We start from the raw sequence: 21,196 nt of genomic DNA, 5'->3' as shown, positions 1-21,196 counted from the left end.
GGCCAACCATGAGCATCAAGGTTCTCGAACTGGCCCTGATCGTCGCCGTGGCCTTCGGCATCGGGTTCTGGCAGTTGTACGACGTCAACAAGGAACTGAAGAAGGACCGCCAGCGGGACGAAACGCGGGCCGCCGCCACCGACGCTGCGACCGACAACGGCAGGGATTCGAACGACTGAACCGATCGGTCATCGCGGCCGGCGCATGCGCTGGCCGAGGTCGCCGAGGTGCGTCGCCAGGGCGAGCGTCAGCCAGACCGCGGCCACCGGCCAGGCCGCGCCGGTCAGCACCGCCCGCAGCGCCAGCAGCAGGCAGGCGCCGGCGGCCAGGTTCAGCAGCAGCCCACGTAGCGGCACGGCCAGCCCGGTCGCGCGAACAACGCCGTACAGCACCAGCGCTTCGACGATCATCATCGCCAGGATCAGGTCGACGATGCGACCACTGGAGAACAGTTCGGCCATCAGTCGACTGCCTGCCGAGCTTGCGCGGCAGGGGAATCGGCGCGCGCGATGAACGCTTCGATCCGCTCGGCCACTGCCCCGGCGTCTTCCTCGTGGGCCAGGTGCCCCAGGCCGGGCAGCCGCTCGACCACGGCCCCCGGCACGATCCGGCCGACCCGGTCGGCGGCGCCGGCCGGAATCGTCCGGTCGTTCTCGGCGGCGATCAACAGCAGCGGAACGTCCAATTCCGGCAGGTCGCGGGCGAAGCGGGCCAGGTCCCAGTTGGCCATCATGCCGAGCGTGCCGGCCACGTGTCCCGGATCGACGAACAAGCGGGCGTACAGATCGATACCGTCCGGATCGAGCGCCGACCCGGTCCCGCGAAGCAACCGCTCGACCCGGCGCCGGTCGGCCGCGCGACGCGCGAACACCCGCGGCGTGAACGGGTTGAGGAACAGCAATCGAGCCAGCGGCGGAAACAGCAGCCCGGCCGGTCCGCGGAACGGCAGCAGCGCGGCGTTGATGCCGATCACCGAGGCCGGGTTCAATCGATCATCGAGACAGCAGCGAATCGCGATCGCGGCGCCGGCCGAGTGGCCGACCAGGGCGACCGGCTCGACCCCCAGATGCTCGACCAGCGCGGCGACCGCGGCGGCCATGCCGGGCACCGTCTGGCCGGAACGCGGGGCCGGGGCGGTGAAGCCGTGCCCGGGCAGATCGGGAGCGATCACCGTGAATCTCTGCGCCAGCACCGGTGCCAGGCTGCGCCAGGAATGGGTCGAAGCGCCGGTCCCGTGCAGCAGCAGCAGGGCCGGCCCACGGCCCATCTGCTGGACGTGCCAGCCGAATCCGTCGACATCGACGAACCGGCTGGCGTCGGCGTGCGGCCAGCGATCGCGTTCGCTCGCCCAGTCCAGTGCACCGGGAGGATCGACCAGCGATGCGTTCACGCGCCCGGCATCCACTCAGAACCCCGGGTTGAGCCGAACGACTTCGGCATTGAGTACCCCCGCGAAGGTGACCCAGGCCAGGTACGGCAGCAGGTAGGCCGTCGTTGCCCGGGACAGCGGCCGCAAACCGACGATCAGGGCGACGATCGACAGCCACAGGAAGACCACTTCGACCAGCGCCCAGTCGGGCCGCTGGAGTCGGAAGAACAACAGGCTCCAGAACACGTTCAGGAACGCGTTGAGCGAGAACAGCAGCAGAATGCGGTTGCGACCGGCCGGATCGGCAGCGCCGCGCCAGGCCGATACGCCCGCCATCGCGGCCAACGCGTAGATCAGTGTCCAGGCCGGCCCGAACAACCAGTCCGGCGGCTGCCAGGGCGGTTTTTCCAGCGCGCGGTACCAGCCCCCGATGTCGGTCGCCAGGCCGCCCATCAGGGCAACCAGCAACGCCGCCAGCGCAGCGAGCAGGACCGGGACCCACCGGGTCCGCTGCGATGTCGGACTCATTTGACCGAAGCGAAGCCCAGCAGATGCGCCATGTCCTTGAAGAAGATCCGCACGTGCGCCATCGGTTTGGCCTTGACAAGCCGCTTGTACATGTAGGCTTCCCAGGTCAGGTGCTGGACGTCGGGATCGCGGCAGATGCTGACGAAGCGCTCGCGCCGCTTGTCGGTGGTGTACCAGAAGCGCTGCATGATGCCGAGGATCCAGAACACCCGGCCGTGCGCCTTCATGAAGCGCTTGCGCGCCAGGCGCAGCGCCTTCGGGTCGCCGCTGCGACAGAACTCCGCGGCCGCCTCGGCGGCCCGCCGGCCGCTGAACATCGCGTAGTAGATGCCTTCGCCGGACGCCGGTGCGACGCAGCCGGCGGCATCACCGGCCAGCAGCACGTCGCGACCGTTGTCCCAGCGCTTGAGGGTGCGCAGGGGAATCGGCGCGCCTTCGCGACGGATCGTCTCGCTTTCGCCCATGCCCGAACGCTCGCGGAGCGTGGTCACCGCTTCGCGCATCGAGAAGCCCTTGTTGGCCGTCCCGACGCCGACGCTGGTGCAGTCGCCGTGGGGGAAGATCCAGGCGTAGAAATCCGGCGACAGCTCGCCCTGGTAATACACGTCGCAGCGCGCGCCGTCGAAGTCCCGGGTGCCTTCCGGCGGCGAGCTGACGATCTCGTGATAGGCGGCGACGAACGGAATCGACTCGGCGCCGGGAATGCTCTGCCGGGCGACTTCGGACCGGGCGCCATCGGCGCCGATCACGAGTCGGGTGGCCACCCGCTGGAGCTCGGCATCGCGGCCGTCTTCGGGGCCGCTGGGTCGATACGCCACGATCGTGCGGCCCTGTTCGTCGTGCTCGATGGCCTGGAACCGGGCGGTCCGGCGCACCGCACCGGACGCGGCGGCCCGCTCGCGGAGCCACTCGTCGAAATGCTCGCGATCGACCATGCCGACGAAGCCGTTGATCGGCATGTCGACCTCGGCCGACTTCGGCGAGATCATCCGCGCGCAGTGGGAGCGCGCGACCAGCAGCGATTCGGGCACGTCGAATTCCTCGAGCAGGATCGGCGGCACGGCGCCGCCGCAGGGCTTGATCCGCCCGCCGCGGTCGAGCAGCAGGACCGACAGCCCCTGGCCGGCCAGGTCGTTCGCCGCGGTCGCGCCGGCGGGACCGCCGCCGACGACCACGACGTCGAAGCATTCGTTCGTGGAATCGTTGTTCATGCTCATCTGCTCCTGCGTTGATCGCACGATACCCTTGCCGATCCGCGCTCGCAACCGGCGCGGTCGCGGGACCGGCGCCGCGCCATCGGCGCAACCCGTTTCGTTCGATCGGATCGACAATGTGCAGCGTGCCGACGCCGCGGAGCGACTCAGCCGGCCAGCGGCACCAGGTCACGCACCGCGAACGCCGAGACCAGCATCCCGAGCACGTACAGCGACGTGCCGGTCGCGTTGTACCAGGGCGCGCGCTCGCGAGGACGTTCGACGAGGCTGGTCATCAGGACCATCTGGAAGGCCAGCAGGAACACGATGGTGGCCGCATGATACGGGCGATCCCAGGCCAGCAGCAGGCCGATGACCACCAGCTGCGGCACCGCCATGACCACGCAGGCCAGGCGCGCGGCGTTGTCGACGCCGAGCTGCACCGGCAGCGAGGCCACGCCCATCTTGCGGTCGCCTTCGACGGCCTTGAAATCGTTCAGGGTCATGATGCCGTGGGCGCCGAGACTGTACAGCGCGGCAAGCGCCAGGATCGGACCACCGGGCAAGGCCGACAGCATCGCGGCGGCACCGGTGAACCAGGCGATGCCCTCGTAGCTCAGGCCGACCGCCGCATTGCCCCACCAGCCGTTCTGCTTCAGTCGGATCGGCGGCATGCTGTAGAGCCAGGCCAGGACCAGCGCGACCACCGTAGCGACCAGCACCCAGGTGCCGAGCAACGCGGCCACCAGCAGCGACAGGGCGGTCCCGATCAGGCTGATGTACAGCCCCCAGCGACCGGGAATGCGACCGGAAGGAATCGGCCGGTCGGGTTCGTTGATCGCGTCGACGTGGCGATCGAACCAATCGTTGACCGCCTGGCTGGTGCCGCAGACCAGCGGCCCGGCCAGCAGCACGCCGCCGAGCGCGAACAGCCAGCGATCCTGCAGCGCCACGCCGGCCGAGACGATGCCGCAGCCATAGGCCCACATCGGCGCGAACCAGGTCACCGGCTTGAGCAGTTCGAGAACCGATCTGGGCGTGGAAGGCGCGGCCATCGCACGAAGTCTACCCCAGCGGAGAGCCCTCGTCTTCGGCAAGCGATCGAAGCGTTCTTGACCCACGTCAAGCGCTCGCGCGTGGCGTTCGCGTATTCATTGACATGGGTATCCACGCAGGCTAATGTCGGAATGGGAAACGGAGCTGGTCAGGGTCACTGCCGCCAGTCGGATCGGAGCATGAACAATCGGCCGCGAGTCAGCGTGATGAAGAACTCCGCACGCGAGCGCTCGGGTGCGGGTCGCTGTGCGCCGGTTCCTGACCGACGCTCCGGTCGCCGATCCGGTCGGAGCCTTCCGGCCGCCGGGTTGTCGTGCACGGCGCCGGCTCGACGGCGAACGGTTCCCGCGCCGCCTGCGCCTGACCTGCCCATGTTCCTCGCTCCTCTCGCCGTCGAGCCGTTGCGATGAAGCGGGTCAGCGACAACCTCGCCAGCGCCTGGACGCGCTTCGGTCCGGAAATGCTGCCGTTCGCCGACGCGGCGAGCAAGGAACTGCCGCTGCACCGATTGCTGCGGTTGTCGCTGTTCCAGGTCTCGGTCGGCATGGCCGTGGTGCTGCTGACCGGCACCCTGAACCGCGTCATGATCGTCGAACTCGGCGTGCCGTCCTGGCTGATCGCCGTGATGGTCTCGCTGCCGCTGGTGTTCGCGCCGCTTCGTGCGCTGATCGGCTTCCGCTCCGACCACCATCGCTCGGTGCTCGGCTGGCGCCGGGTGCCGTACATCTGGTTCGGCACGCTGATGCAGTTCGGCGGGCTGGCCATCATGCCGTTCGCGCTGCTCGTGCTGTCCGGGGCCGGCCAGGGGCCGGTCTGGGTCGGCGTCGTCGGCGCGGCGCTTGCGTTCCTGCTGACCGGCGCCGGCATGCACACCGCGCAGACGGCCGGGCTGGCGCTGGCCGGCGACCTGGCGCCGGAAGCGTCACGACCGCGCGTGATCGCACTGCTCTACGTGATGCTGCTGCTCGGCATGATCGGCAGCTCGCTGATCTTCGCGCTGGCGCTGGCCGACTTCGACGAAATCCGCCTGATCCGGGTGATCCAGGGCGCCGCGCTGGCAACGATGATCCTCAACGGCCTGGCGCTGTGGAAACAGGAGGCCCGCGATCCCGAACGCACCGCGAAGGACCGGCCGCGTCCGGCCTTCCGCGAGGCCTGGCGCGAACTGATGCAGCAGCCCGGAATGTTCCGCTTCCTGCTGACCGTCGGGCTCGGCAGCGCGGCGTTCAGCATGCAGGACATCCTGCTGGAGCCCTACGGCGCCGAAGTACTCGGCCTCAGCGTCAGCGCGACCACGATCCTGACCGCGCTGCTGGCCGGCGGCGCGCTGGCGGCCTTCACTTTCGCGGCCCGCGCACTGGCGCGCGGCAGCGACCCGCACCGCCTGGCCGCGGGCGGGCTGATGATCGGCATCGTGGCCTTCACCACCGTGCTGCTCGCCGCGCCGACCGAATCGGGGCTGATGTTCCGGGTCGGCACGCTGCTGATCGGCTTCGGCGGCGGGCTGTTCGCGATCAGCACGCTGACCGCCGCGATGGGAATGGGCGGGGCCAGCGACAACGGCCTGGTGCTCGGCGCCTGGGGTGCCGTGCAGGCCACGGCGATCGGCACCGGCATCGCGCTCGGCGGCGGCCTGCGCGATTTCGTCGATGGACTGGCCGTTCAGGGCCACCTCGGCGAGACCCTGACCGGTCCGGCCGTTGGATACGGGTTCGTCTATCAACTTGAAATCATCTTGTTATTCGTCACACTGGCAATCGCCGGTCCCTTGACCCGACCGTGGCAACGCGGCCGCTCGACGGCCGCCGCTCCGAAGCGGTTCGGTCTGGACCAGATGCCGGGATAAGCCCGGCCCAAGAGGAGAGAGAGTCATGCCTACAGGTGCAATCACTGGTTACATGGACGTCGCGCAGATGGTCCTCTACGCGTTCTGGATTTTCTTCGCAGGACTGATCATCTACCTGCGTCGCGAGGACAAGCGCGAAGGCTATCCGCTGGAGTCGGATCGCAGCGAGCGCGCACCGCGCACGCCGGTCATCGGCTGGCCGAGCCCGCCGCCCGCCAAGACCTACCTGCTGCCGATGAACCAGGGCAGCCGGACCGCCCCGCACGCAGAACACTATGCGGCTGAAATTCCGGGCACCCGACCGTCGGCACCGGCCCCGGGCTCGCCGCTCGAGCCGACCGGCAACCCGATGCTCGACGGCGTGGGTCCGGCCAGCTACGCGCTGCGCGACGACCTGCCCGACCTGGCGCTCGACGGCGCGCCGAAGGTGGTGCCGATGCGCATCGCGACCGGGTTCATGGTCGAACACAACGATCCGGACCCGCGCGGCATGGCCGTGGTCGCGGCCGACGGGCAGGTCGCCGGGACGGTCACCGACCTCTGGGTCGACCGCTCCGAGCATCGGATCCTGTTCTTCGAAGTGGCGCTGGACGGTGCCGAGAACGACGCGGCCCCGAACCCGCTGCTGCCGTACGGATTCGCCCGGGTCAAGTTCGGCTCCGGCCAGATCCTGGTCTCGTCGATCACCGCCGACCAGTTCGCGACCGTGCCGCGGACCGCGAGCGCCGAACAGGTGACGCGGCTCGAGGAAGATCGCATCACCGCGTACTTCTCGGCCGGCCACCTGTACGCGCTGCCGACCCGCCAGGATCCGCTGATTTGAGCGAGATCCGCGTAAAGCCGATCAAGCCCCTGCCGGAACCGCTTCCGGCAGGCGAGCGTGTGCTCTGGCAGGGCACGCCGGACTGGCGGCCCTACAGCCGCCGGGTCTTCCAGCTGGCCAAGTTCGGCGTCTACTTCCTGGCCATCGTGGTCTGGGTGGCCGCCGCGGCCTACCTGGACCAGCGCAGCCTCGCCGCGATGGCTCGCTCGCTGGTGTGGTCGTTGCCGACCTCGTTGGGTGTACTGGGCATGATCGCGCTGACCGGCTGGGCCTACGCGCGCTCGTCGGTCTACACGATCACCACCAAGCGGGTCGTGATCGAAGGCGGCATCGCACTCCAGACCTCGGTCAACCTGCCCTTCGCCAAGGTCACCCGCGCCGACCTGAAGACCTTCGAGGACGGCACCGGCGACATCGAGCTCGAACTGTCGGGTCCGCGCCTGCTCTACAGCATGGTCTGGCCGAACCTCCGCTGGTTGCGCATCAACCGGCCGGTACCGGTGATGCGCGCCATCGAGGACCCGAAGCGGGTCGCGGAACTGCTCCGCAACGCGCTGGCCGCCGACCAGTCGACCGACATCGAAGCCGGCCAGAATGCCGAAGCCCCGCCACCCCCGGACGCCAAGCCGGAAATCCGCCGCTCCGCGGCCTCCTGACCGATTCATGAGCGAACATCCGAACGGCCATCATCATCACCAGATCCACGTCCCGCGCGGCGCGCTGATCGCCGCCGGCCTGCTGATCCTGGTCGCACTGGGCGCCGTGGCCACGTTCCGAATCGCCGGGCTGGAGCCGGCCGCCCAGATTCCCGACATCGACAAGACCATCGCGTCACGCCAGCTGCGGTTCGCCGACAGCGACAACGGCGGGGTACTGGTCTACGAGTGGCTCGACGGCGCCAACGATCGCCTGATCCACGAAGTCCCGTCCGGTGAAGGCGGCTTCATTCGCGGCATCCTGCGCAGCATGGCGCGCGCGCGCCGGGCCAGCGGCATCGGCCCGGATCATCCGTTCGTACTCAGACTCCAGGCCAACGGCACCGTCCTGCTCGAGGATCCGCAGACCGACGTGCTGATCGACCTGTACGCATTCGGCCCGACCAACATCGATTCGTTCCGCACCTTGTTCGAAAACGACCCGGTGCCGCAGTGAAACCGACGCAGCCGATGGAAGGACCCGGAGCGTGAACGCGACCATCGGCGCGCTGCTGTACTCCACCTTTCTGTGGTGGTTCAGTACCGGCATCATCTTCTATCTGAATGCGCGCCCCCCGCGCACCTTTCGCTGGAGCATGCTGGGCGGCACGCTGGTACTGGCCGCGGCCCTGCTGGGCATCCACGCAAGCGCCGACCTGCCGACGGTGGCCGGGGCATTCTGCGCATTTTCCTGCGGGCTGATCATCTGGGGCTGGCATACCATGAGCTACTACATGGGTGTGATCACCGGCCCGGTCAACGAGCCCTGCCCCGCAGACTGCACCGGCCTCAAACGGTTCTTCCGCGCCGCCGGAACCGGCATCTACCACGAGCTGGCGATCATCGCCACGGTCGGGGTACTGGCCGCGCTGACCTGGGACCAGCCGAACCGATTCGGGCTGTGGACCTTCGTGCTGCTCTGGGCCATGCACGTCAGCGCCAAGCTCAACGTGTTCCTCGGAATCCGGAACCTGAACGTGGAATTCATTCCAGCCCGACTGGCCTACCTGACGACCTACTTCCGAATCAAGCCGATGAACCTGCTGTTCCCGTTCTCGGTCACCGCCGGCACCATCGTGACCCTGCTGCTGGTCCAGCAGGTGACAGCGGCCGAACCCGGCAGCTTCGCCGCGATCGGCTATGTCCTGCTGGCAACCTTGATGGCGCTTGCAGTCATCGAACACTGGTTCATGATCCTGCCGATTCCGGCCGAGACGCTGTGGCGCTGGAGCCTGAAGAATTCCGAGCACGAAGATGCCGCACCGGCCGGCGCACCCCCGGCGCCGGCGATTGCGGCCCGCAACGGCCGCATGGAGACCGCCCGTTCCGGCGGGCCGACCAAGTCGCGCGCGAACGACCCGAACACGATCGAGACCTCCACGCGCTCGGCCAATGCCTGAGCTGCTGCTGTCCCCGGCCCACGCGGCTTCGAATTCCGGTCGCTCTCGTTGAGCGAGCCTGGCGCGACGCCTCCCCACGCGCTGAACGGCCACCGGATCTGCTTCGAGTCCGAGGCGGCCGGAACGATCAGCTATTACGTGGCCGGCCCGACCGCAGACGTCGCAGACCCTCACGCCGCGAACCCGCGGGGTGCACATTCGCTTGCGCCTGATCGGGAGCCAGCGCCGAATCCGATCCTGCTGGTGCACAGCATCAACGCCTCGGCCTCGGCCCATGAAGTCCGACCGCTGTTCGCTGCCCTTGCCGCGCGTGGCCCGACCTACGCGATCGACCTGCCCGGCTACGGCCACTCGGAACGCAGCGAGCGTACCTACGACCAGCGCCTGATGATCGACGCTCTCCACGCGATGATCGATCGGATCCGGGACGAAAACGATCGGAAGCCCGTCGATGCGCTTGCGGTTTCGATTTCCTGCGAATTCCTGGCCCGCGCAGCACTCGAGGCTCCGGCGACGATTCGCAGCCTGGCGCTGGTCAGCCCGACCGGCCTGGCGAAGAACGCGTTTACTCGCGGCCCCCCGGACGCCGACTGCCGCAAGCCCGCAGTGCTGCGCGTCCTGGAGGTGCCCTGGATCGGCCAGCCCTTGTTCAGGCTTCTCCGCAGCCCGACCAGCATCCGTTTCTTCCTGCGCAAGACCTGGGGGCGCAAGGCGATCGACGAGGAGTTCTTCCGCATCTCCTGTCTGATGGCCCGGTTCCCCGGTGCGCATCGAGCGCCGTTCCATTTCCTGTCCGGCTACCTGTTCGGCGCCGACATGCCAACCAACTACGCGGCACTGGGCCTGCCGACCTGGCTGTCGCATGGTGTTCGCGGCGACTTCACCGACTTCTCGCGGGCCGCGGTCGTGGCCGACCGACCGAACTGGCGGATCACCGCGTTTCCGACCGGTGCCCTGCCCTACCTCGAGTTGCCCGAACGATTCCTTGCCAGCTACCAGGACGTGCTGGAGCGAGTGGACGACGGACTGGCCCTGAAGCCCTGAGCACGGGCCCGAAAAAAAACCCGGCCGATCGAGTCGGCCGGGCTTCGGTACCACGGTGAGGCCGGCGAGCGGCCCCGGCGCAGGCTCAGAGTCCTCCCGCGCCCGACCCCTCCAGGTCAACCGGTTCTTCTGCGCTTGCCAGAGCATCGGCATCGGCATCGACGTCGTCGTCGACACCCGCCACGTCCTGAGGCGCCGCGTCACCCCACAGCGACGGGTAGTCCTCGGCCATCGCCAGGCCGCCCAGCGGCTTGGCAACGCCCTGGTGACAGGTCGCGCAATTGATCTTCTGCCCTTCTCCCGTCGCGCCGAGGCGATGCGGGGGGAGCACGGGGCTGAGCGGCGCAACGTACTCGGTGTTGAGGCTCTGCGCCATCTGGATCCCGTGCCACGCGTTCACCCGCTGCGGATTGCTGGATTCCCAGCTGCCGAAGTTGCGGCTGTTGTGACAATAGGTGCAGTTGACGTCCAGCGATGTCGACATGTGCATCATCAGCGAATAGGTCCACTCGGTGGACTGGATGCTGGGCCCGTCACCGTCGATCGGCAGCGCAGTGCGGCCTTCGACCCGGATCTGGCCGGCATCCTCGAGCAAGCGGGAGAACGGCTCTTCGGGCAGCGAGGACAGTCCGGCGAACTCGGCGGCGCGATTCTGTCCGTTCCGCCAACCCACCATGCCGTCGGCGGCCACCGTGGCCGGATCGGCGTTGAACCAGGTGTACTGCGGAACGCTCTCGCCGCGGTGACAGGTGAAGCAGGTCACCCCGGTCGCACCGACATGGCTCGTCCACTCGCTGTTGATGGCCTGCGTCATCTGGATCATGCGGCGCGAAACCACCTTCTGGTACATCGAGTCGTCGGCCAGGTTGTTCAGCTGATGGCAGGCTGCACAGCCTTCTTCCGGATAGATCCACTCGGTGATGGCCTGCATCAGACGCGTGAAGCGGGCAACCGAGAGGTCGCCGAGCACCTGCACGTTCTGGTAGACATCACCGGCCCTGGGCACGCCGGGATCCGGCGTCAGCGGTGACAGTTCGGGCACCTGGGCCAACTGGGCCTCGAGCCGCTGCGGGTCGACGCGCGGATTGATGATCTCGGCCATGCCGGTGCCGCGATACCCGCTCTGCTGGGTCTCGATCGGCGGACGCTCCCAGCCGGCCGTGAACAGCATGAAGCCGGTGAGGACGAGGGCGAAGAGCCCGATGAACCAGGCAACGATCTTGATCATTGGCCACCTCCTTGCAGCGCCGCGGCCGGGTCAACCACACCGGTTTCCGGGTAGGGCGGCACCAGTCCGTGCTTCATGCCCCAGAGGTACCAGTTCTCGACCACGGTGCCGGTCAACAGGATGCCGAGACCTCCGGTCAGAGGCGTGAGGACCGCAAACCACCAGGCCCAGCGGTGAATCGATTCGGCGTTGGCGCAGAAGCCCATGGTCCAGCGCCAGAACAGCGCGCCGCGCTCGAACGCGGTACCGCGGTCGAAGGCCTGTTCGATCTCGCGCTCGGCACCGAAGCGGCTGGTCGCCATGACGGTGCCGCCGTGCATCGCGAACAACAGCACCGAGCCGTACAGGAAGGCGATCGACAGCATGTGGAACGGGTTGTAGAACAGGTTGCCGTAACGGATCGAGAAGGCGGCGGTCCAGTCCAGGTGCGGGAAGATGCCGAACGGCACCGCTTCGCTCCAGCTGCCCATCGCGATCGGCCGGATGAACCCGAGCACCAGGTACAGCCAGATCGCCGAGGCGAACGCCCAGGCGATGTGGGTTCCCAGGCCGAGCGCCCTGGCCCGGGTGTACATCCGCATCCACCACAGGATCAATGCAGCGGTCAGGAAGAACCCGGCCAGCAACCACCACCCGCCCTCATTGAGCGGCGGCAGGCTCAGGCCGTATTCCGGCGACGGCGGTTCCAGCGCCAGCCAGGGAAGCTGGCGGACGAACTCGATCGGGTCCCAGCCCACCGAGGCCCACATGTTCAGGCCGATGATCTCGAAGGCGATGAAGCCGCAGATCAGCGATGCGATTCCGTAGCCGCCCAGATAGATCGGCCCGATCTGGGCGTCACCGAGCTTGCCGAGCAAGTACGACTTGTAGGGAGTTCCGGTCCGGGCATGACTGCCTTCGGGAAGCGGAACGCCGTAGTCGGCCGGCCCGTGGACCTGGGCCCGGGTAAATAGATTGGTATTTTCGACCATAGGACTGTCCCGTTTGAATTACGACCACACCGGAAGCTCGAGCCACCAGTTCCACCATTCCGGCCAACCGCGCGTCCAGAACGGACCGCTGATGATGATGCAGACCGCGCTGAAGAAGCCCGCTGCGATCGCGAGGTACAGACCCAGACGATGGATTCCGAGCTCACCGATGGAGTAACCCTGGGTGTCCCGGAAGAATGAGTTGATGTGTTCTGCGGTGCCGATCGGCTTGCCTTCGCCGGGATTGAGCACCGAAAGTACCGCTCCGCCATGCAGGGCCAGCGCGAACGTCGTGGTGAAGAAGAACGTCACGGCGAGCATGTGAGCGGGGTTGTAATGGAAATGCAGGTACTGGTAACCGACATTCGAGACCCAGTCGAGGTGGCTCAGGATGCCGTAGGGGAACGCATGTCCCCAGGCGCCCATCAGCACCGGACGGATCACGACCAGGCTGATGTAGGCAAAGATCGCGGCGCTGAACGCGATCGGTACGTGATACCCCATGCCGAGCTTTCGGCAGATCTCGACTTCGCGCAAGGCCCAGGAAACGAAGGCACCGATCGCACAGACCGTCACGATCTGCCAGATGCCGCCCTCCTTCAGCGGAGCCAGCGCAAGCCCGTAACTGATATCCGGAGGCGCGATGTTGATCTGCCACAGGTTCCAGGTCGGACCGATCGCTGCTCCGTAGACCAGCATCGCGGTGCCCAGGACCGAGAAGAAGATCGTCGTGACGCCGAAGAACCCGACGTAGAACGGACCGACCCAGAAGTCGAACAGGTCGCCACCCAGCAAGGTGCCGCCACGCACGCGATATTTCCTTTCATAGCTCAGCATCGACATGGCTGCGCCTCCTTCAGTTCATTGATTCATGCCGCCCGGACCGGCGGGGAGCCGGGCCCCCCGCCTCGCCGAGGCACTAGACCCAGCGGCCGGGGACGTTGACCGTGTCGAGGTCCTGCCGCGAGGCAGGTGCACTCTCCACACTGGCAGACGCTTCGGACGCCGCCGGGGCTTCGAGCCAGTTGAAGCGGTCGGTGCTCAACAGAACGAAGTGGATCAGCAGAGCCAGCACGAACAGGAACGTGAACAGTGCAATCAGCACTCTGCGCGGATCGAAAAGAAGCCAAATACGCCACATGATGATTCTCCTAGCTGATGGATGCGATGAACGAGGTCACGGCCGTGCTTGCGGACTCGACCGCAGCGTAGCCTTCCGGGCCGGGAATCCACGGCCGCCACTGCCAGGCCAGGATGTGCGCGATCACTGCAATGGCCGTGAACACGATGAAGCTGACCACGAAGATCTTGTGGAACTCCTTGGCTTCCTTCTCGCTCAGACCGGATATCGATTTTTTCGGGTCTTGGTTGTCCATAACTCTCTCTCCTTGCAAAAGCCCTCTCGGGTGTTTCCGCGCATCAGCCCCGCGGCGGGCGTTTCCGACATCACACGAGGTTGCCGGTTACCTTCTTTGTACAGACTCCAGGGAGTCGCACGTTTGATTTCTGTCAACAAGCGCCGGGCAGGCATGGTCACCGATCCCATCGGCGCACAGCCTCCAACCCGTTCGACTCAATGCAGTGACCTCCAGTCGAGAACCATCTTCAGGCAGGCCGGGTCTTCGAACGCGACGCGGTAGGCACTCGATGCCTGGTCGGCCGGCCGGCAATCGGTGATCAGCCCATCCAGCGACAGGCGGCCATCGGCGATCAGCCGCTGCACCTCGATCAGATCCTCCGGCTGCCATTCCGCGGCAACGCGGAGCCGCGCTTCGCGCATGAAGGCCGCCGGAAAGGCGAACTGCAGCGGCTGCGTGTAGAAGCCGGCCAGCACGATCTCGCCGGCCGGCGCAAGGCGCTGGATCAACCCGTCGAGCAGACCGTCGGCCCCGCTTGCATCGCAGATCACGCGGTAGTCGCTGCGCGAATCGTGGTCGGAGCGGGTGACTTCGTAGCCTTCGTTGCCGCGCTGCCGCTGCGGGTCGATTTCCCAGACCACCGGCGGTGCATCGCCGAGCGCCACGGCCAGCCGAGCGATCAGGCGACCCAGCACACCGTGCCCGACGATCAGTTCGGGAATACGCAGCCCGCCGTCCGGCATGCGCAGCGCGTGATAGGCGGTGGCGGCCAGGGCAAGCAGCACGCCTCGGTGTCCCGGGTCGCCCTCGATCGGCACGGTGCGCGATCCGGGAACCACGACGCGCGACGATGCGCCGCCGAACAGGCCGCGCACATCGCCGTAGCAGCGTGCACCGGGAACAAAGACGAACTGGCCCGCTTGTCGTTGCGACTGCGGGCCTGCAGAAATGATTCGACCGATGGATTCATACCCCGGGACAAGCGGATAGCCCATACCGGGGAACGGCGGCATGCTGCCGGACCAGAGCAGGCGCTCCGTTCCGGTACTGATTCCGCTGTAGTCGATATCGACGACAACGTCTTCGGCTCCGGGCGAGGTCAACGCCAGCGTCCGGAGATCGGCGCGCTCGGGCGCACCGACGACAACGGCAGTCGCGCTCAGCGCGGTCACCGTATGCCGGACCTCATGCCGGATAGCTGCCTCTCGGTACTCATGCATTCTCCCTCCAATCGCCCAAGCGGCGATCGGCTTGAAACCACGATTGCATGGTGTGAAGGTTTTGTCAAGAAAACGGAAACCGGCGCAATTGAGCGATCGATCGGATTGACCGATCGTTCATCCGTTCACGAAGAATCGACCGATGTCGACTCAGCTCGAAACCGGTCGCGCGCTCAGCACACGCACCAGCAGAGGCGCCGAGGTTCGATGCTGCTTCACCCGGCCGAAACCGGCCCGGCGAAGCAGCGCCTCGATCGTTTCAGGGGTGCGCGCACGGCCCTGGCCCATGGCCATCAGGTAGAAACCGAAGTAGGCGGCCGTGACCGGTTCGGCCCCACGCGTACCCAGCATCGGCTCGGCGATCAACACGACGCCGTCCGGCGCGATCGCGCTGCGCACGGCGCGCAGGACCTCGAGCACGGACTCGTCGTCATGATCGTGCAGGACCCGGACCAGCGACACCAGGTCGTGTCCGGCCGGCAGCTCGTCGTGAAGGAAGCTGCCGCCGAGCGCATCACCGCGCGTCCCGAGCCCGGCGCGCTCGAAGCGCTCCCGAGCCAGTTCGGCCACGGATGGCAGATCGAACACGCAGGCGCGAAGCCGTGGGTGTTGCTGCATGGCCGCCTGCGCGAACGCACCGGCTCCGCCGCCGACGTCGAGCAGGCAGCGGTGACGCTTCAAGGGATAGGCCGCGAGCACCTGGTCGGCGATCATCGCCTGCGATGCAGCCATCAGTTCGCTGTAGGCCCGGGTGTCGTTCGCGGCCAGCGGCATTTCATGGCCGGCGTTTCTCGAATAGGCCCAGAACCGGCCCAGCTCGGTGGCTTGCCGCTCACCGCGCAGCAGCGCCACCGGGTCGTCGAGATCCGTGTACAGCGCGCCATGGTGTTCGATCATCATCGCCACCGCCGGGTTGCCGAGCAACGCGGCACCGAGCGGGCCGAGCCCGAAGGCGGCGCCCGCTCGATGCTCGACCAGGCCGAGCGACACCGCCGCTTCGAGCAGGCGATCGAGCGAGGCCCGCGACAGGTCGAGTTCATCGGCCAGCTCTTCGGCGGTCTTCGGCGAACGGGACAGGCGCTCGAACAGGTCGAGTCGAACGCAGGCCAGCAGGACCTGCGAGTAGACGAAGCCGCTCAACAGGTCGAACAGCGCACGCATGCGCCGACGCGCGATCCAGCGCGCGATCGGCCAGCGCAGCGAACGGCGCTGGAAGCCGGGATCGGTCAGCAGACGATCACGCCAGCGAAGCAGCGACGCGGACCACCGACCGGAACCGCTCAAGCGCCACCTCGGCACAGGACCCACTCTTCGACCCGGGGACCGGGCCGCGTCGCCGGCCGGAACCGGACGCGAGTCAACGAGGCACCCTCGGGTTCGGCCGGACGCGCGCGCTGACGTTCATCCTGTTCTCCTTCGTAGCGAAATCCCCGACGAAACTTCGTTCCCGGATCATCGGATCGGCATCGAGCTCTCCTTATGTAGACTACTGACACGCTTCAGCGGGAGTCAACGCTTGTCCCCATCGCGCCCCGGTCGCTTCGCTGACCCCGTGCGCAGCCGACGGCCCGATTCGATCGGTCCGGCCCGATTGCGCACCGCGTTCCGGCTGCACGACGAACCGTGCATGCCGAACGGCGACCGGCCGTTCGACCCGGCATGACCGACCAGCGCGCCGTCAGCCAGCCTCACGTGATCGTCGTCGGCGCCGGCATCGGCGGCCTGGCCGCCGCCCTCGACCTGGCCCGACGCGGTGCCCGCGTGACGGTGTTCGAACGCGCCGACCGTCCGGGCGGCAAGATGCGCGAGATCGAAGTCGACGATCGAGCCATCGACTCCGGCCCGACCGTGTTCACGATGCCGTGGGTGTTCGAAGCCCTGTTCGCCGACGCCGGCAGCCGCCTCGACGAGCACCTGGCAATGCGGCCGGTCGACCGGCTGGCCCGGCATGCCTGGAGCGACGGCGGCGAACTGGATCTGTTCGCCGATCCCGAGCGCTCGGCCGAAGCGATCACCGCGCTTTCGGGCCGGGCCGAAGCCGAGCGCTATCTCGCCTTCTGCGACCGGGCCCGGCGCGTGTTCGAAACGCTCGAGCAGCCGTTCATCCGCAGCCAGCGGCCGAGCATCGGGTCACTGGTCGGCGCCTCGGGCCTGCGCGGCCTGCTCGGGCTCTGGCGCATCGCTCCGTTCGAGTCGCTGTGGCGGCAGCTCGGCAAGAGCTTCCGCGATCCACGCCTGCGCGGCCTGTTCGCGCGCTACGCCACCTACTGCGGATCGAGTCCGCTGCAGGCGCCGGCGACGCTGATGCTGATCAGCCACGTCGAGCAGCGCGGCGTCTGGCAGATCGAAGACGGCATGCAGCGGCTGGCCGAGGCCCTGGCCACATTGATCGCCGCGCGCGGCGGCGAGCTGAATTTCGCGCAGCCTGTGCACTCGATCGAAGTCGAGGCCGGGCGCGCCGTCGGTGTCCGCCTCGACACCGGCGAGAGGATCGCGGCCGATGCGGTGGTGACCAACGCCGACGCCGCGGGTCTCGGCACCGGCCGGTTCGGACCGGAAGTCGCATCGGCGGTGCCGGCGATGCAGCCGACCCGGCGGTCGCTCTCGGCGGTGACCTGGTCGCTGGTCGCCGAGACCTCGGGCTTCGAGCTGGCCCACCACAACGTGTTCTTTCCCGCCGATTACCCGCAGGAATTCACCGAGATCTTCCGGCACGGCCGACTGCCCACCCGGCCGGCGGTCTACATCTGCGCCCAGGACCGCGGCCTGTCCGACCCGCTCCCGGCCCGCCGGGAGCGTCTGTTCATGATCATGAATGCACCACCCAACGGCGATCGCCAGCCGTTCGATGCCGCTGCGCTGGCGCCGTTGGAATCGGCCGTGGTCGGGCTGCTGGATCGCTGCGGGCTGCGGCTGGACCTGCGATCGGCCGATCGCGTGGTCACCACGCCGGCCGATTTCGAGCAACGTTTTCCGGGCACCGGCGGCGCGCTGTACGGGCAGGCCGCGCACGGCTGGCGAGCCTCCTTCACGCGCCCCGGCGCACGAACCCGGATGCCCGGGCTGTACCTGGCCGGCGGCAGCGTGCACCCCGGCCCCGGCGTGCCGATGGTCGCCATCTCCGGCCGGCTCGCCGCCGAGGCGGTCGCCGCCGACCTGGGCCTGGGTCACGGAGGCGCGTCGCGGTGAACCCATCGTCCCCGGCCGCCCCGATCCCGGCCTTCGACCAGCCCCTCGAACACGACGGCTACGCCTGGTGGTACATCGACGCGATCAGCGACGACGGCCGCTTCGGCCTGACCGTCATCGCGTTCATCGGCAGCGTGTTCTCGCCCTACTACTTCTTCGCCCGCGGCCAGGGCCCCGCCGACCCGCTGGCGCACTGTGCGATCAACGTCGCCTTGTACGGTCCGGGTGGGCGCTGGTGCATGACCGAACGGGGCCGCAACGAGGTCCGGCGGGATCATGATTCGCTGCGGGTCGGACCCAGCGGACTGCACTGGTCCGGCGACTCGCTGGTCATCGAACTCAGCGAGTGGACCGCTCCGCTGCCGCGGCGGGTGCGAGGTCGCATCCGGCTGCGGCCCAGGGTCAGCCATGGCCGGGCGCTGGACCTCGACCCGGCCGGCCGTCATCGCTGGACGCCGGTCTGGCCCGAAGCGCGGGTCGAGGTGGACCTGCAGCACCCGGACCTGCGCTGGTCCGGCTCCGGCTACCTCGACCACAACTCCGGCCGGGAACCGCTGGAACGGTGCTTCGACAGCTGGTACTGGCTGCGCACCGAAACCCGCCGCGGCCCGGTCGTGCTGTACGACACCCGCTACCGCGACGGCGGCACGAGTTCACTGGCGCTGCACTTCGATCACGAAGGCCGACTGCATCACCTGCCGAGCCCGACCTTCGTTCGCCTGCCGAAGAGCCGCTGGCGCATCGATCGACCGACCCGCTCCGAGGACGGGCAATCGCGGATCGAAGCGGTCTGGGAAGACACCCCGTTCTACGCCCGCTCGCTGGTCAACTGCCGGCTGCTCGGCGAACCGGTCACGGCCGTGCACGAAAGCCTGGCCCTGCGGCGCTTTTCGAACTACTGGGTGCAGCAGATGCTGCCGTTCCGGATGCCGCGCCGCGAGCGCTGAACCCGGCCGCGCCGCGCAACGAGGCGGCCCGAAACCACCCGAAGCCCGACCCATCGGACTGCCGATCACCGAAGACCGTCCGGTTGGCGCCGGCTCGCCGGCGAGGCGATTGACTTGCCCGGACCGAACGGGCATCCTGTTTTGCATTCGAGGTCGACCGCGCTCTGTCTGGGGACACACGCACGGCCCGTCGATCGCCGCGTCTCCGGGAGAAGCCGCATGAACTCTTTGCTCCGACGCTCCGGTACTCGTTCGGCCTCGTTCGCCGGCGACATCGGGTTGTGGGTGGTGCTGATCGCCACGGTCATCGCGGCCGGGATCGAAATCTGGGCGATGATCGAAGCACGCTCGGTCAAGTTGACCGACATCCTGCTCCTGTTCATCTATCTCGAAGTCATCACCATGGTCGATGTGTACTGGCGAACCGGTCGCCTGCCGGTGCGCATGCCGCTGTACATCGCGATGGTGGCCATGGCGCGCTACATCATCCTGGAGGCGGCCCACCTCGGACCGTGGCACGTGATCGGCCTGTCCGGCGCGATCCTGATCCTGGCCCTGGCCGTGCTGGTGGTCCGCTTCGGACACCTGAAGTACCCGTATGCCGAGACCAAGGGCGCCAACCTGACCGGACCCGACGACGAGTGTCCGGAAGTGCTCGAGCCAGCCAGGGACAAGCGTCGCGTCGCCCGCGACGACTGAGCCTTCAGCGCCGCGCACGGTCGCGGTCGGGCCCGCGTTGTCGGCGGCCCGGCCTTCGCGCACAATAGCGGCATGAATCCCCGCACTCCCCACCTGCTGCTCGCCGGCGGCGGGCTGGCCAATGCCCTGCTCGCGCTGCGGATGAAGCGAACGCACCCGGACACGCGGATCACGATCCTCGAGGCCGGCCCGGAACCCGGCGGCAACCACACCTGGTCGTTCCACGCCGGCGACCTGAGCGCCGAGCAGCACGCCTTCGTCGCGCCGATGGTTCGGCACCGTTGGCCGACCCAGGAGGTGCGCTTCCCGGGCTACACGCGCCGCCTCGACAACGGCTACGCCAGCATCACCTCCGAATCGCTGCGCGCGGTCATCGACGACGCCGGCATCGAGCTTCGAACCGACACCCGGGTCGTCGCGCTCGAGCCGCGGGCCCTGGTGATCGACTCCGGCGAGCGGCTCGAGGGCAGTGCGGTCATCGACGGCCGCGGCCAGGCTCGCGCCGGCGGACTGGTGCTCGGCTTCCAGAAGTTCTTCGGCCGCGAGGTCGAAACCGCCACGCCGCACGGCATCGACGTGCCGGTCATCATGGACGCCACCGTCTCGCAGGCCGACGGCTATCGCTTTGTGTACCTGCTGCCGTTCAGCGCGAGCCGCCTGCTGATCGAGGACACCCGCTACAGCGACGGCGCCGCACTGGACGATGTCGACCTGTCGGCTGCCATCGACGACTATGCCGCAGCGCAGGGCTGGACCCTGACCCGGACGATCCGGGAAGAACGCGGCATCCTGCCGATCCTGATCGCGGCCGACTTCGACCGCTTCTGGCCGGCCGACGCGCCGGTCGCACGCGCCGGCCTGCGCGCCGCGCTGTTCCATCCGACCACCGGCTATTCGCTGCCGCAGGCCCTGGCGCTGGCCGACGCGATCTGCGACCGCTGGCCGATGGACGGTCCCGCGCTGGCCCGCTTCACCCGCGACCACGCACGGCGGCTGTGGACGACCACCGCCTTCTTCCGCGTACTCAACCGCTTCCTGTTCCGAGCCGGCGAGCCGGACGAACGCTACAAGGTCATGGAGCGCTTCTACACCCTGTCCGAAGCACTGGTCGAGAACTTCTACGCCGCCCGCCTTCCCTGGTATCACAAGGCCCGGCTGGTCGTCGGCAAACCGCCGGTGCCGTTCTTCAAGGCGCTGTCGGTGATTCCGGAACGCAGGATGTTCCTGACCAGGGACGAGGGAGAAGGGACGAGAGAGTAGAGCGCGGGATCGATTGGCTTCGGATTTCGGGTTCAGCTCTTGTGCGGTCTTTGCACCCCAGTGGGCAACAGCGCTCTTCGAAGGCGGCGGAACGGGCAGTGGCTTTCGGGCAGCGACGGTGGGCCGATGGTCGGAACGTGGCCGGGCTGATTCCGGCTGCGGGGTACAGTGGCCCCGGATGCATCCTCGAAGCCAGGGCCAGGCCAAGCCGTCGCTGGTCGGCCACAGGCTTTGGCTGAGAGGTGGTTTGCTTTCTTCGCGTCTTGCCGGAGCCCTGTCCGGCGGCTGTGCCGGGGTTCTGGCTACAGGCGTTTCGCCACGCGGACTTCGTCCGCTTTCTGGCGACCTACTTTTGTCAGTCGCGACAAAA

At 67.9% G+C, this 21,196-nt stretch carries 23 protein-coding genes; 11 read left to right on the top strand and 12 right to left on the bottom strand.

Annotated features, from left to right (window positions below):
• Positions 1-8 precede the first annotated feature (8 nt).
• Positions 9-179 (top strand): hypothetical protein, encoded by a 171-nt coding sequence (locus HFP89_RS06825; RefSeq protein ID WP_168716898.1) that lies wholly within the window; start codon positions 9-11, stop codon positions 177-179.
• 9 nt (positions 180-188) lie between these two features.
• Here the strand turns inward: HFP89_RS06825 and HFP89_RS06820 are convergent, their stop codons facing one another.
• The 5 genes from HFP89_RS06820 to chlG form a co-directional block, all read right to left on the bottom strand.
• A complete protein-coding gene (locus HFP89_RS06820) occupies positions 189-461 on the bottom strand; it encodes a hypothetical protein (RefSeq protein WP_168716897.1) in 273 nt (90 codons plus the stop codon).
• Positions 461-1,390 carry an alpha/beta fold hydrolase BchO gene (gene bchO, locus HFP89_RS06815; RefSeq protein WP_346775200.1) on the bottom strand — a complete coding sequence of 310 codons (930 nt, stop codon included), beginning with the start codon at positions 1,388-1,390 and terminating at the stop codon, positions 461-463. Before bchO ends, HFP89_RS06820 begins: the two co-directional genes overlap by 1 nt.
• 15 nt (positions 1,391-1,405) lie before the next feature.
• Positions 1,406-1,897 (bottom strand): TspO/MBR family protein, encoded by a 492-nt coding sequence (locus HFP89_RS06810; protein ID WP_168716896.1) that lies wholly within the window; start codon positions 1,895-1,897, stop codon positions 1,406-1,408.
• Positions 1,894-3,108, bottom strand: coding sequence for a geranylgeranyl diphosphate reductase (locus HFP89_RS06805; protein ID WP_168716895.1), 1,215 nt, complete (start codon positions 3,106-3,108; stop codon positions 1,894-1,896). Before HFP89_RS06805 ends, HFP89_RS06810 begins: the two co-directional genes overlap by 4 nt.
• A 149-nt stretch (positions 3,109-3,257) precedes the next feature.
• A complete protein-coding gene (chlG, locus tag HFP89_RS06800) occupies positions 3,258-4,145 on the bottom strand; it encodes a chlorophyll synthase ChlG (RefSeq protein ID WP_168716894.1) in 888 nt (295 codons plus the stop codon).
• Between the two features lie 407 nt (positions 4,146-4,552).
• Between chlG and HFP89_RS06795 the strand changes: the two genes are divergently transcribed.
• The 6 genes from HFP89_RS06795 (at position 4,553) to HFP89_RS06770 (ending at position 9,954) form a co-directional block, all read left to right on the top strand.
• Positions 4,553-5,992 carry a BCD family MFS transporter gene (locus HFP89_RS06795; protein ID WP_168716893.1) on the top strand — a complete coding sequence of 480 codons (1,440 nt, stop codon included), beginning with the start codon at positions 4,553-4,555 and terminating at the stop codon, positions 5,990-5,992.
• 25 nt (positions 5,993-6,017) lie between these two features.
• Positions 6,018-6,815 carry a photosynthetic reaction center subunit H gene (gene puhA, locus HFP89_RS06790; protein WP_168716892.1) on the top strand — a complete coding sequence of 266 codons (798 nt, stop codon included), beginning with the start codon at positions 6,018-6,020 and terminating at the stop codon, positions 6,813-6,815.
• Positions 6,812-7,471 (top strand): photosynthetic complex putative assembly protein PuhB, encoded by a 660-nt coding sequence (gene puhB, locus HFP89_RS06785; RefSeq protein ID WP_168716891.1) that lies wholly within the window; start codon positions 6,812-6,814, stop codon positions 7,469-7,471. Before puhA ends, puhB begins: the two co-directional genes overlap by 4 nt.
• Positions 7,472-7,478: 7 nt before the next feature.
• Positions 7,479-7,967 carry a photosynthetic complex assembly protein PuhC gene (gene puhC / locus HFP89_RS06780; protein ID WP_168716890.1) on the top strand — a complete coding sequence of 163 codons (489 nt, stop codon included), beginning with the start codon at positions 7,479-7,481 and terminating at the stop codon, positions 7,965-7,967.
• A 31-nt stretch (positions 7,968-7,998) separates the two neighbouring features.
• On the top strand, positions 7,999-8,910 hold the full coding sequence (gene puhE, locus HFP89_RS06775) for a putative photosynthetic complex assembly protein PuhE (RefSeq protein ID WP_168716889.1): 912 nt from the start codon (positions 7,999-8,001) through the stop codon (positions 8,908-8,910).
• Positions 8,911-9,048: 138 nt separating this feature from the next.
• Complete coding sequence (locus HFP89_RS06770; protein ID WP_346775210.1) at positions 9,049-9,954, top strand: alpha/beta hydrolase; 906 nt, start codon at positions 9,049-9,051, stop codon at positions 9,952-9,954.
• A gap of 85 nt (positions 9,955-10,039) precedes the next feature.
• Here HFP89_RS06770 and pufC read toward each other — a convergent pair whose 3' ends face one another.
• The 7 genes from pufC to HFP89_RS06735 all read right to left on the bottom strand — a co-directional run bounded on the left by pufC (position 10,040) and on the right by HFP89_RS06735 (position 16,015).
• Positions 10,040-11,182: a photosynthetic reaction center cytochrome PufC gene (gene pufC, locus HFP89_RS06765; protein ID WP_168716887.1), complete on the bottom strand. Its 1,143-nt coding sequence runs from the start codon at positions 11,180-11,182 to the stop codon at positions 10,040-10,042.
• Entirely contained in the window at positions 11,179-12,153 is a 975-nt protein-coding gene (gene pufM, locus HFP89_RS06760) for a photosynthetic reaction center subunit M (RefSeq protein ID WP_168716886.1), read from the bottom strand. Before pufM ends, pufC begins: the two co-directional genes overlap by 4 nt.
• Before the next feature lie 18 nt (positions 12,154-12,171).
• Complete coding sequence (pufL, locus tag HFP89_RS06755; RefSeq protein ID WP_168716885.1) at positions 12,172-12,996, bottom strand: photosynthetic reaction center subunit L; 825 nt, start codon at positions 12,994-12,996, stop codon at positions 12,172-12,174.
• A gap of 76 nt (positions 12,997-13,072) precedes the next feature.
• Positions 13,073-13,294 (bottom strand): light-harvesting antenna LH1, alpha subunit, encoded by a 222-nt coding sequence (pufA, locus tag HFP89_RS06750; protein ID WP_168716884.1) that lies wholly within the window; start codon positions 13,292-13,294, stop codon positions 13,073-13,075.
• 10 nt (positions 13,295-13,304) lie between these two features.
• Complete coding sequence (gene pufB / locus HFP89_RS06745; RefSeq protein WP_168716883.1) at positions 13,305-13,529, bottom strand: light-harvesting antenna LH1, beta subunit; 225 nt, start codon at positions 13,527-13,529, stop codon at positions 13,305-13,307.
• A 197-nt stretch (positions 13,530-13,726) separates the two neighbouring features.
• Positions 13,727-14,731 (bottom strand): chlorophyll synthesis pathway protein BchC, encoded by a 1,005-nt coding sequence (gene bchC / locus HFP89_RS06740; RefSeq protein WP_168716882.1) that lies wholly within the window; start codon positions 14,729-14,731, stop codon positions 13,727-13,729.
• Between the two features lie 150 nt (positions 14,732-14,881).
• Complete coding sequence (locus HFP89_RS06735; protein ID WP_240956159.1) at positions 14,882-16,015, bottom strand: acetylserotonin O-methyltransferase; 1,134 nt, start codon at positions 16,013-16,015, stop codon at positions 14,882-14,884.
• A 375-nt stretch (positions 16,016-16,390) separates the two neighbouring features.
• Here HFP89_RS06735 and crtD point away from each other — a divergent pair, with 375 nt between their 5' ends.
• From crtD to crtY, 4 genes are all read left to right on the top strand, one after another.
• Entirely contained in the window at positions 16,391-17,920 is a 1,530-nt protein-coding gene (gene crtD, locus HFP89_RS06730; protein ID WP_168716881.1) for a 1-hydroxycarotenoid 3,4-desaturase CrtD, read from the top strand.
• The gene (locus tag HFP89_RS06725) at positions 17,917-18,867 is read left to right on the top strand and encodes a hypothetical protein (RefSeq protein ID WP_168716880.1); all 951 of its coding nucleotides are present in this window, start codon (positions 17,917-17,919) and stop codon (positions 18,865-18,867) included. The genes crtD and HFP89_RS06725 overlap by 4 nt, the downstream gene beginning before the upstream one ends.
• A gap of 219 nt (positions 18,868-19,086) precedes the next feature.
• On the top strand, positions 19,087-19,566 hold the full coding sequence (locus HFP89_RS06720) for a phosphate-starvation-inducible PsiE family protein (RefSeq protein ID WP_168716879.1): 480 nt from the start codon (positions 19,087-19,089) through the stop codon (positions 19,564-19,566).
• A gap of 72 nt (positions 19,567-19,638) precedes the next feature.
• The gene (gene crtY / locus HFP89_RS06715) at positions 19,639-20,826 is read left to right on the top strand and encodes a lycopene beta-cyclase CrtY (RefSeq protein ID WP_168716878.1); all 1,188 of its coding nucleotides are present in this window, start codon (positions 19,639-19,641) and stop codon (positions 20,824-20,826) included.
• Positions 20,827-21,196 lie beyond the last annotated feature (370 nt).

The organism is Wenzhouxiangella sp. XN79A, assembly GCF_012272825.1.
Classification (GTDB): Bacteria; Pseudomonadota; Gammaproteobacteria; order Xanthomonadales; family Wenzhouxiangellaceae.
The sequence above is the reverse complement of the archived record's forward strand: the minus strand, read 5'-3'. Positions and strand labels throughout refer to the sequence as shown.

Coding starts and splice junctions, on each gene's coding strand:
- HFP89_RS06825 (WP_168716898.1), top strand. CDS start 9: ATGAGCATCAAGGTTCTCGAACTGGCCCTGATCGTCGCCGTGGCCTTC.
- HFP89_RS06820 (WP_168716897.1), bottom strand. CDS start 461: ATGGCCGAACTGTTCTCCAGTGGTCGCATCGTCGACCTGATCCTGGCG.
- HFP89_RS06810 (WP_168716896.1), bottom strand. CDS start 1,897: ATGAGTCCGACATCGCAGCGGACCCGGTGGGTCCCGGTCCTGCTCGCT.
- HFP89_RS06805 (WP_168716895.1), bottom strand. CDS start 3,108: ATGAACAACGATTCCACGAACGAATGCTTCGACGTCGTGGTCGTCGGC.
- chlG (WP_168716894.1), bottom strand. CDS start 4,145: ATGGCCGCGCCTTCCACGCCCAGATCGGTTCTCGAACTGCTCAAGCCG.
- HFP89_RS06795 (WP_168716893.1), top strand. CDS start 4,553: ATGAAGCGGGTCAGCGACAACCTCGCCAGCGCCTGGACGCGCTTCGGT.
- puhA (WP_168716892.1), top strand. CDS start 6,018: ATGCCTACAGGTGCAATCACTGGTTACATGGACGTCGCGCAGATGGTC.
- puhC (WP_168716890.1), top strand. CDS start 7,479: ATGAGCGAACATCCGAACGGCCATCATCATCACCAGATCCACGTCCCG.
- pufC (WP_168716887.1), bottom strand. CDS start 11,182: ATGATCAAGATCGTTGCCTGGTTCATCGGGCTCTTCGCCCTCGTCCTC.
- pufM (WP_168716886.1), bottom strand. CDS start 12,153: ATGGTCGAAAATACCAATCTATTTACCCGGGCCCAGGTCCACGGGCCG.
- pufL (WP_168716885.1), bottom strand. CDS start 12,996: ATGTCGATGCTGAGCTATGAAAGGAAATATCGCGTGCGTGGCGGCACC.
- pufA (WP_168716884.1), bottom strand. CDS start 13,294: ATGTGGCGTATTTGGCTTCTTTTCGATCCGCGCAGAGTGCTGATTGCA.
- pufB (WP_168716883.1), bottom strand. CDS start 13,529: ATGGACAACCAAGACCCGAAAAAATCGATATCCGGTCTGAGCGAGAAG.
- bchC (WP_168716882.1), bottom strand. CDS start 14,731: ATGCATGAGTACCGAGAGGCAGCTATCCGGCATGAGGTCCGGCATACG.
- crtD (WP_168716881.1), top strand. CDS start 16,391: ATGACCGACCAGCGCGCCGTCAGCCAGCCTCACGTGATCGTCGTCGGC.
- HFP89_RS06720 (WP_168716879.1), top strand. CDS start 19,087: ATGAACTCTTTGCTCCGACGCTCCGGTACTCGTTCGGCCTCGTTCGCC.
- crtY (WP_168716878.1), top strand. CDS start 19,639: ATGAATCCCCGCACTCCCCACCTGCTGCTCGCCGGCGGCGGGCTGGCC.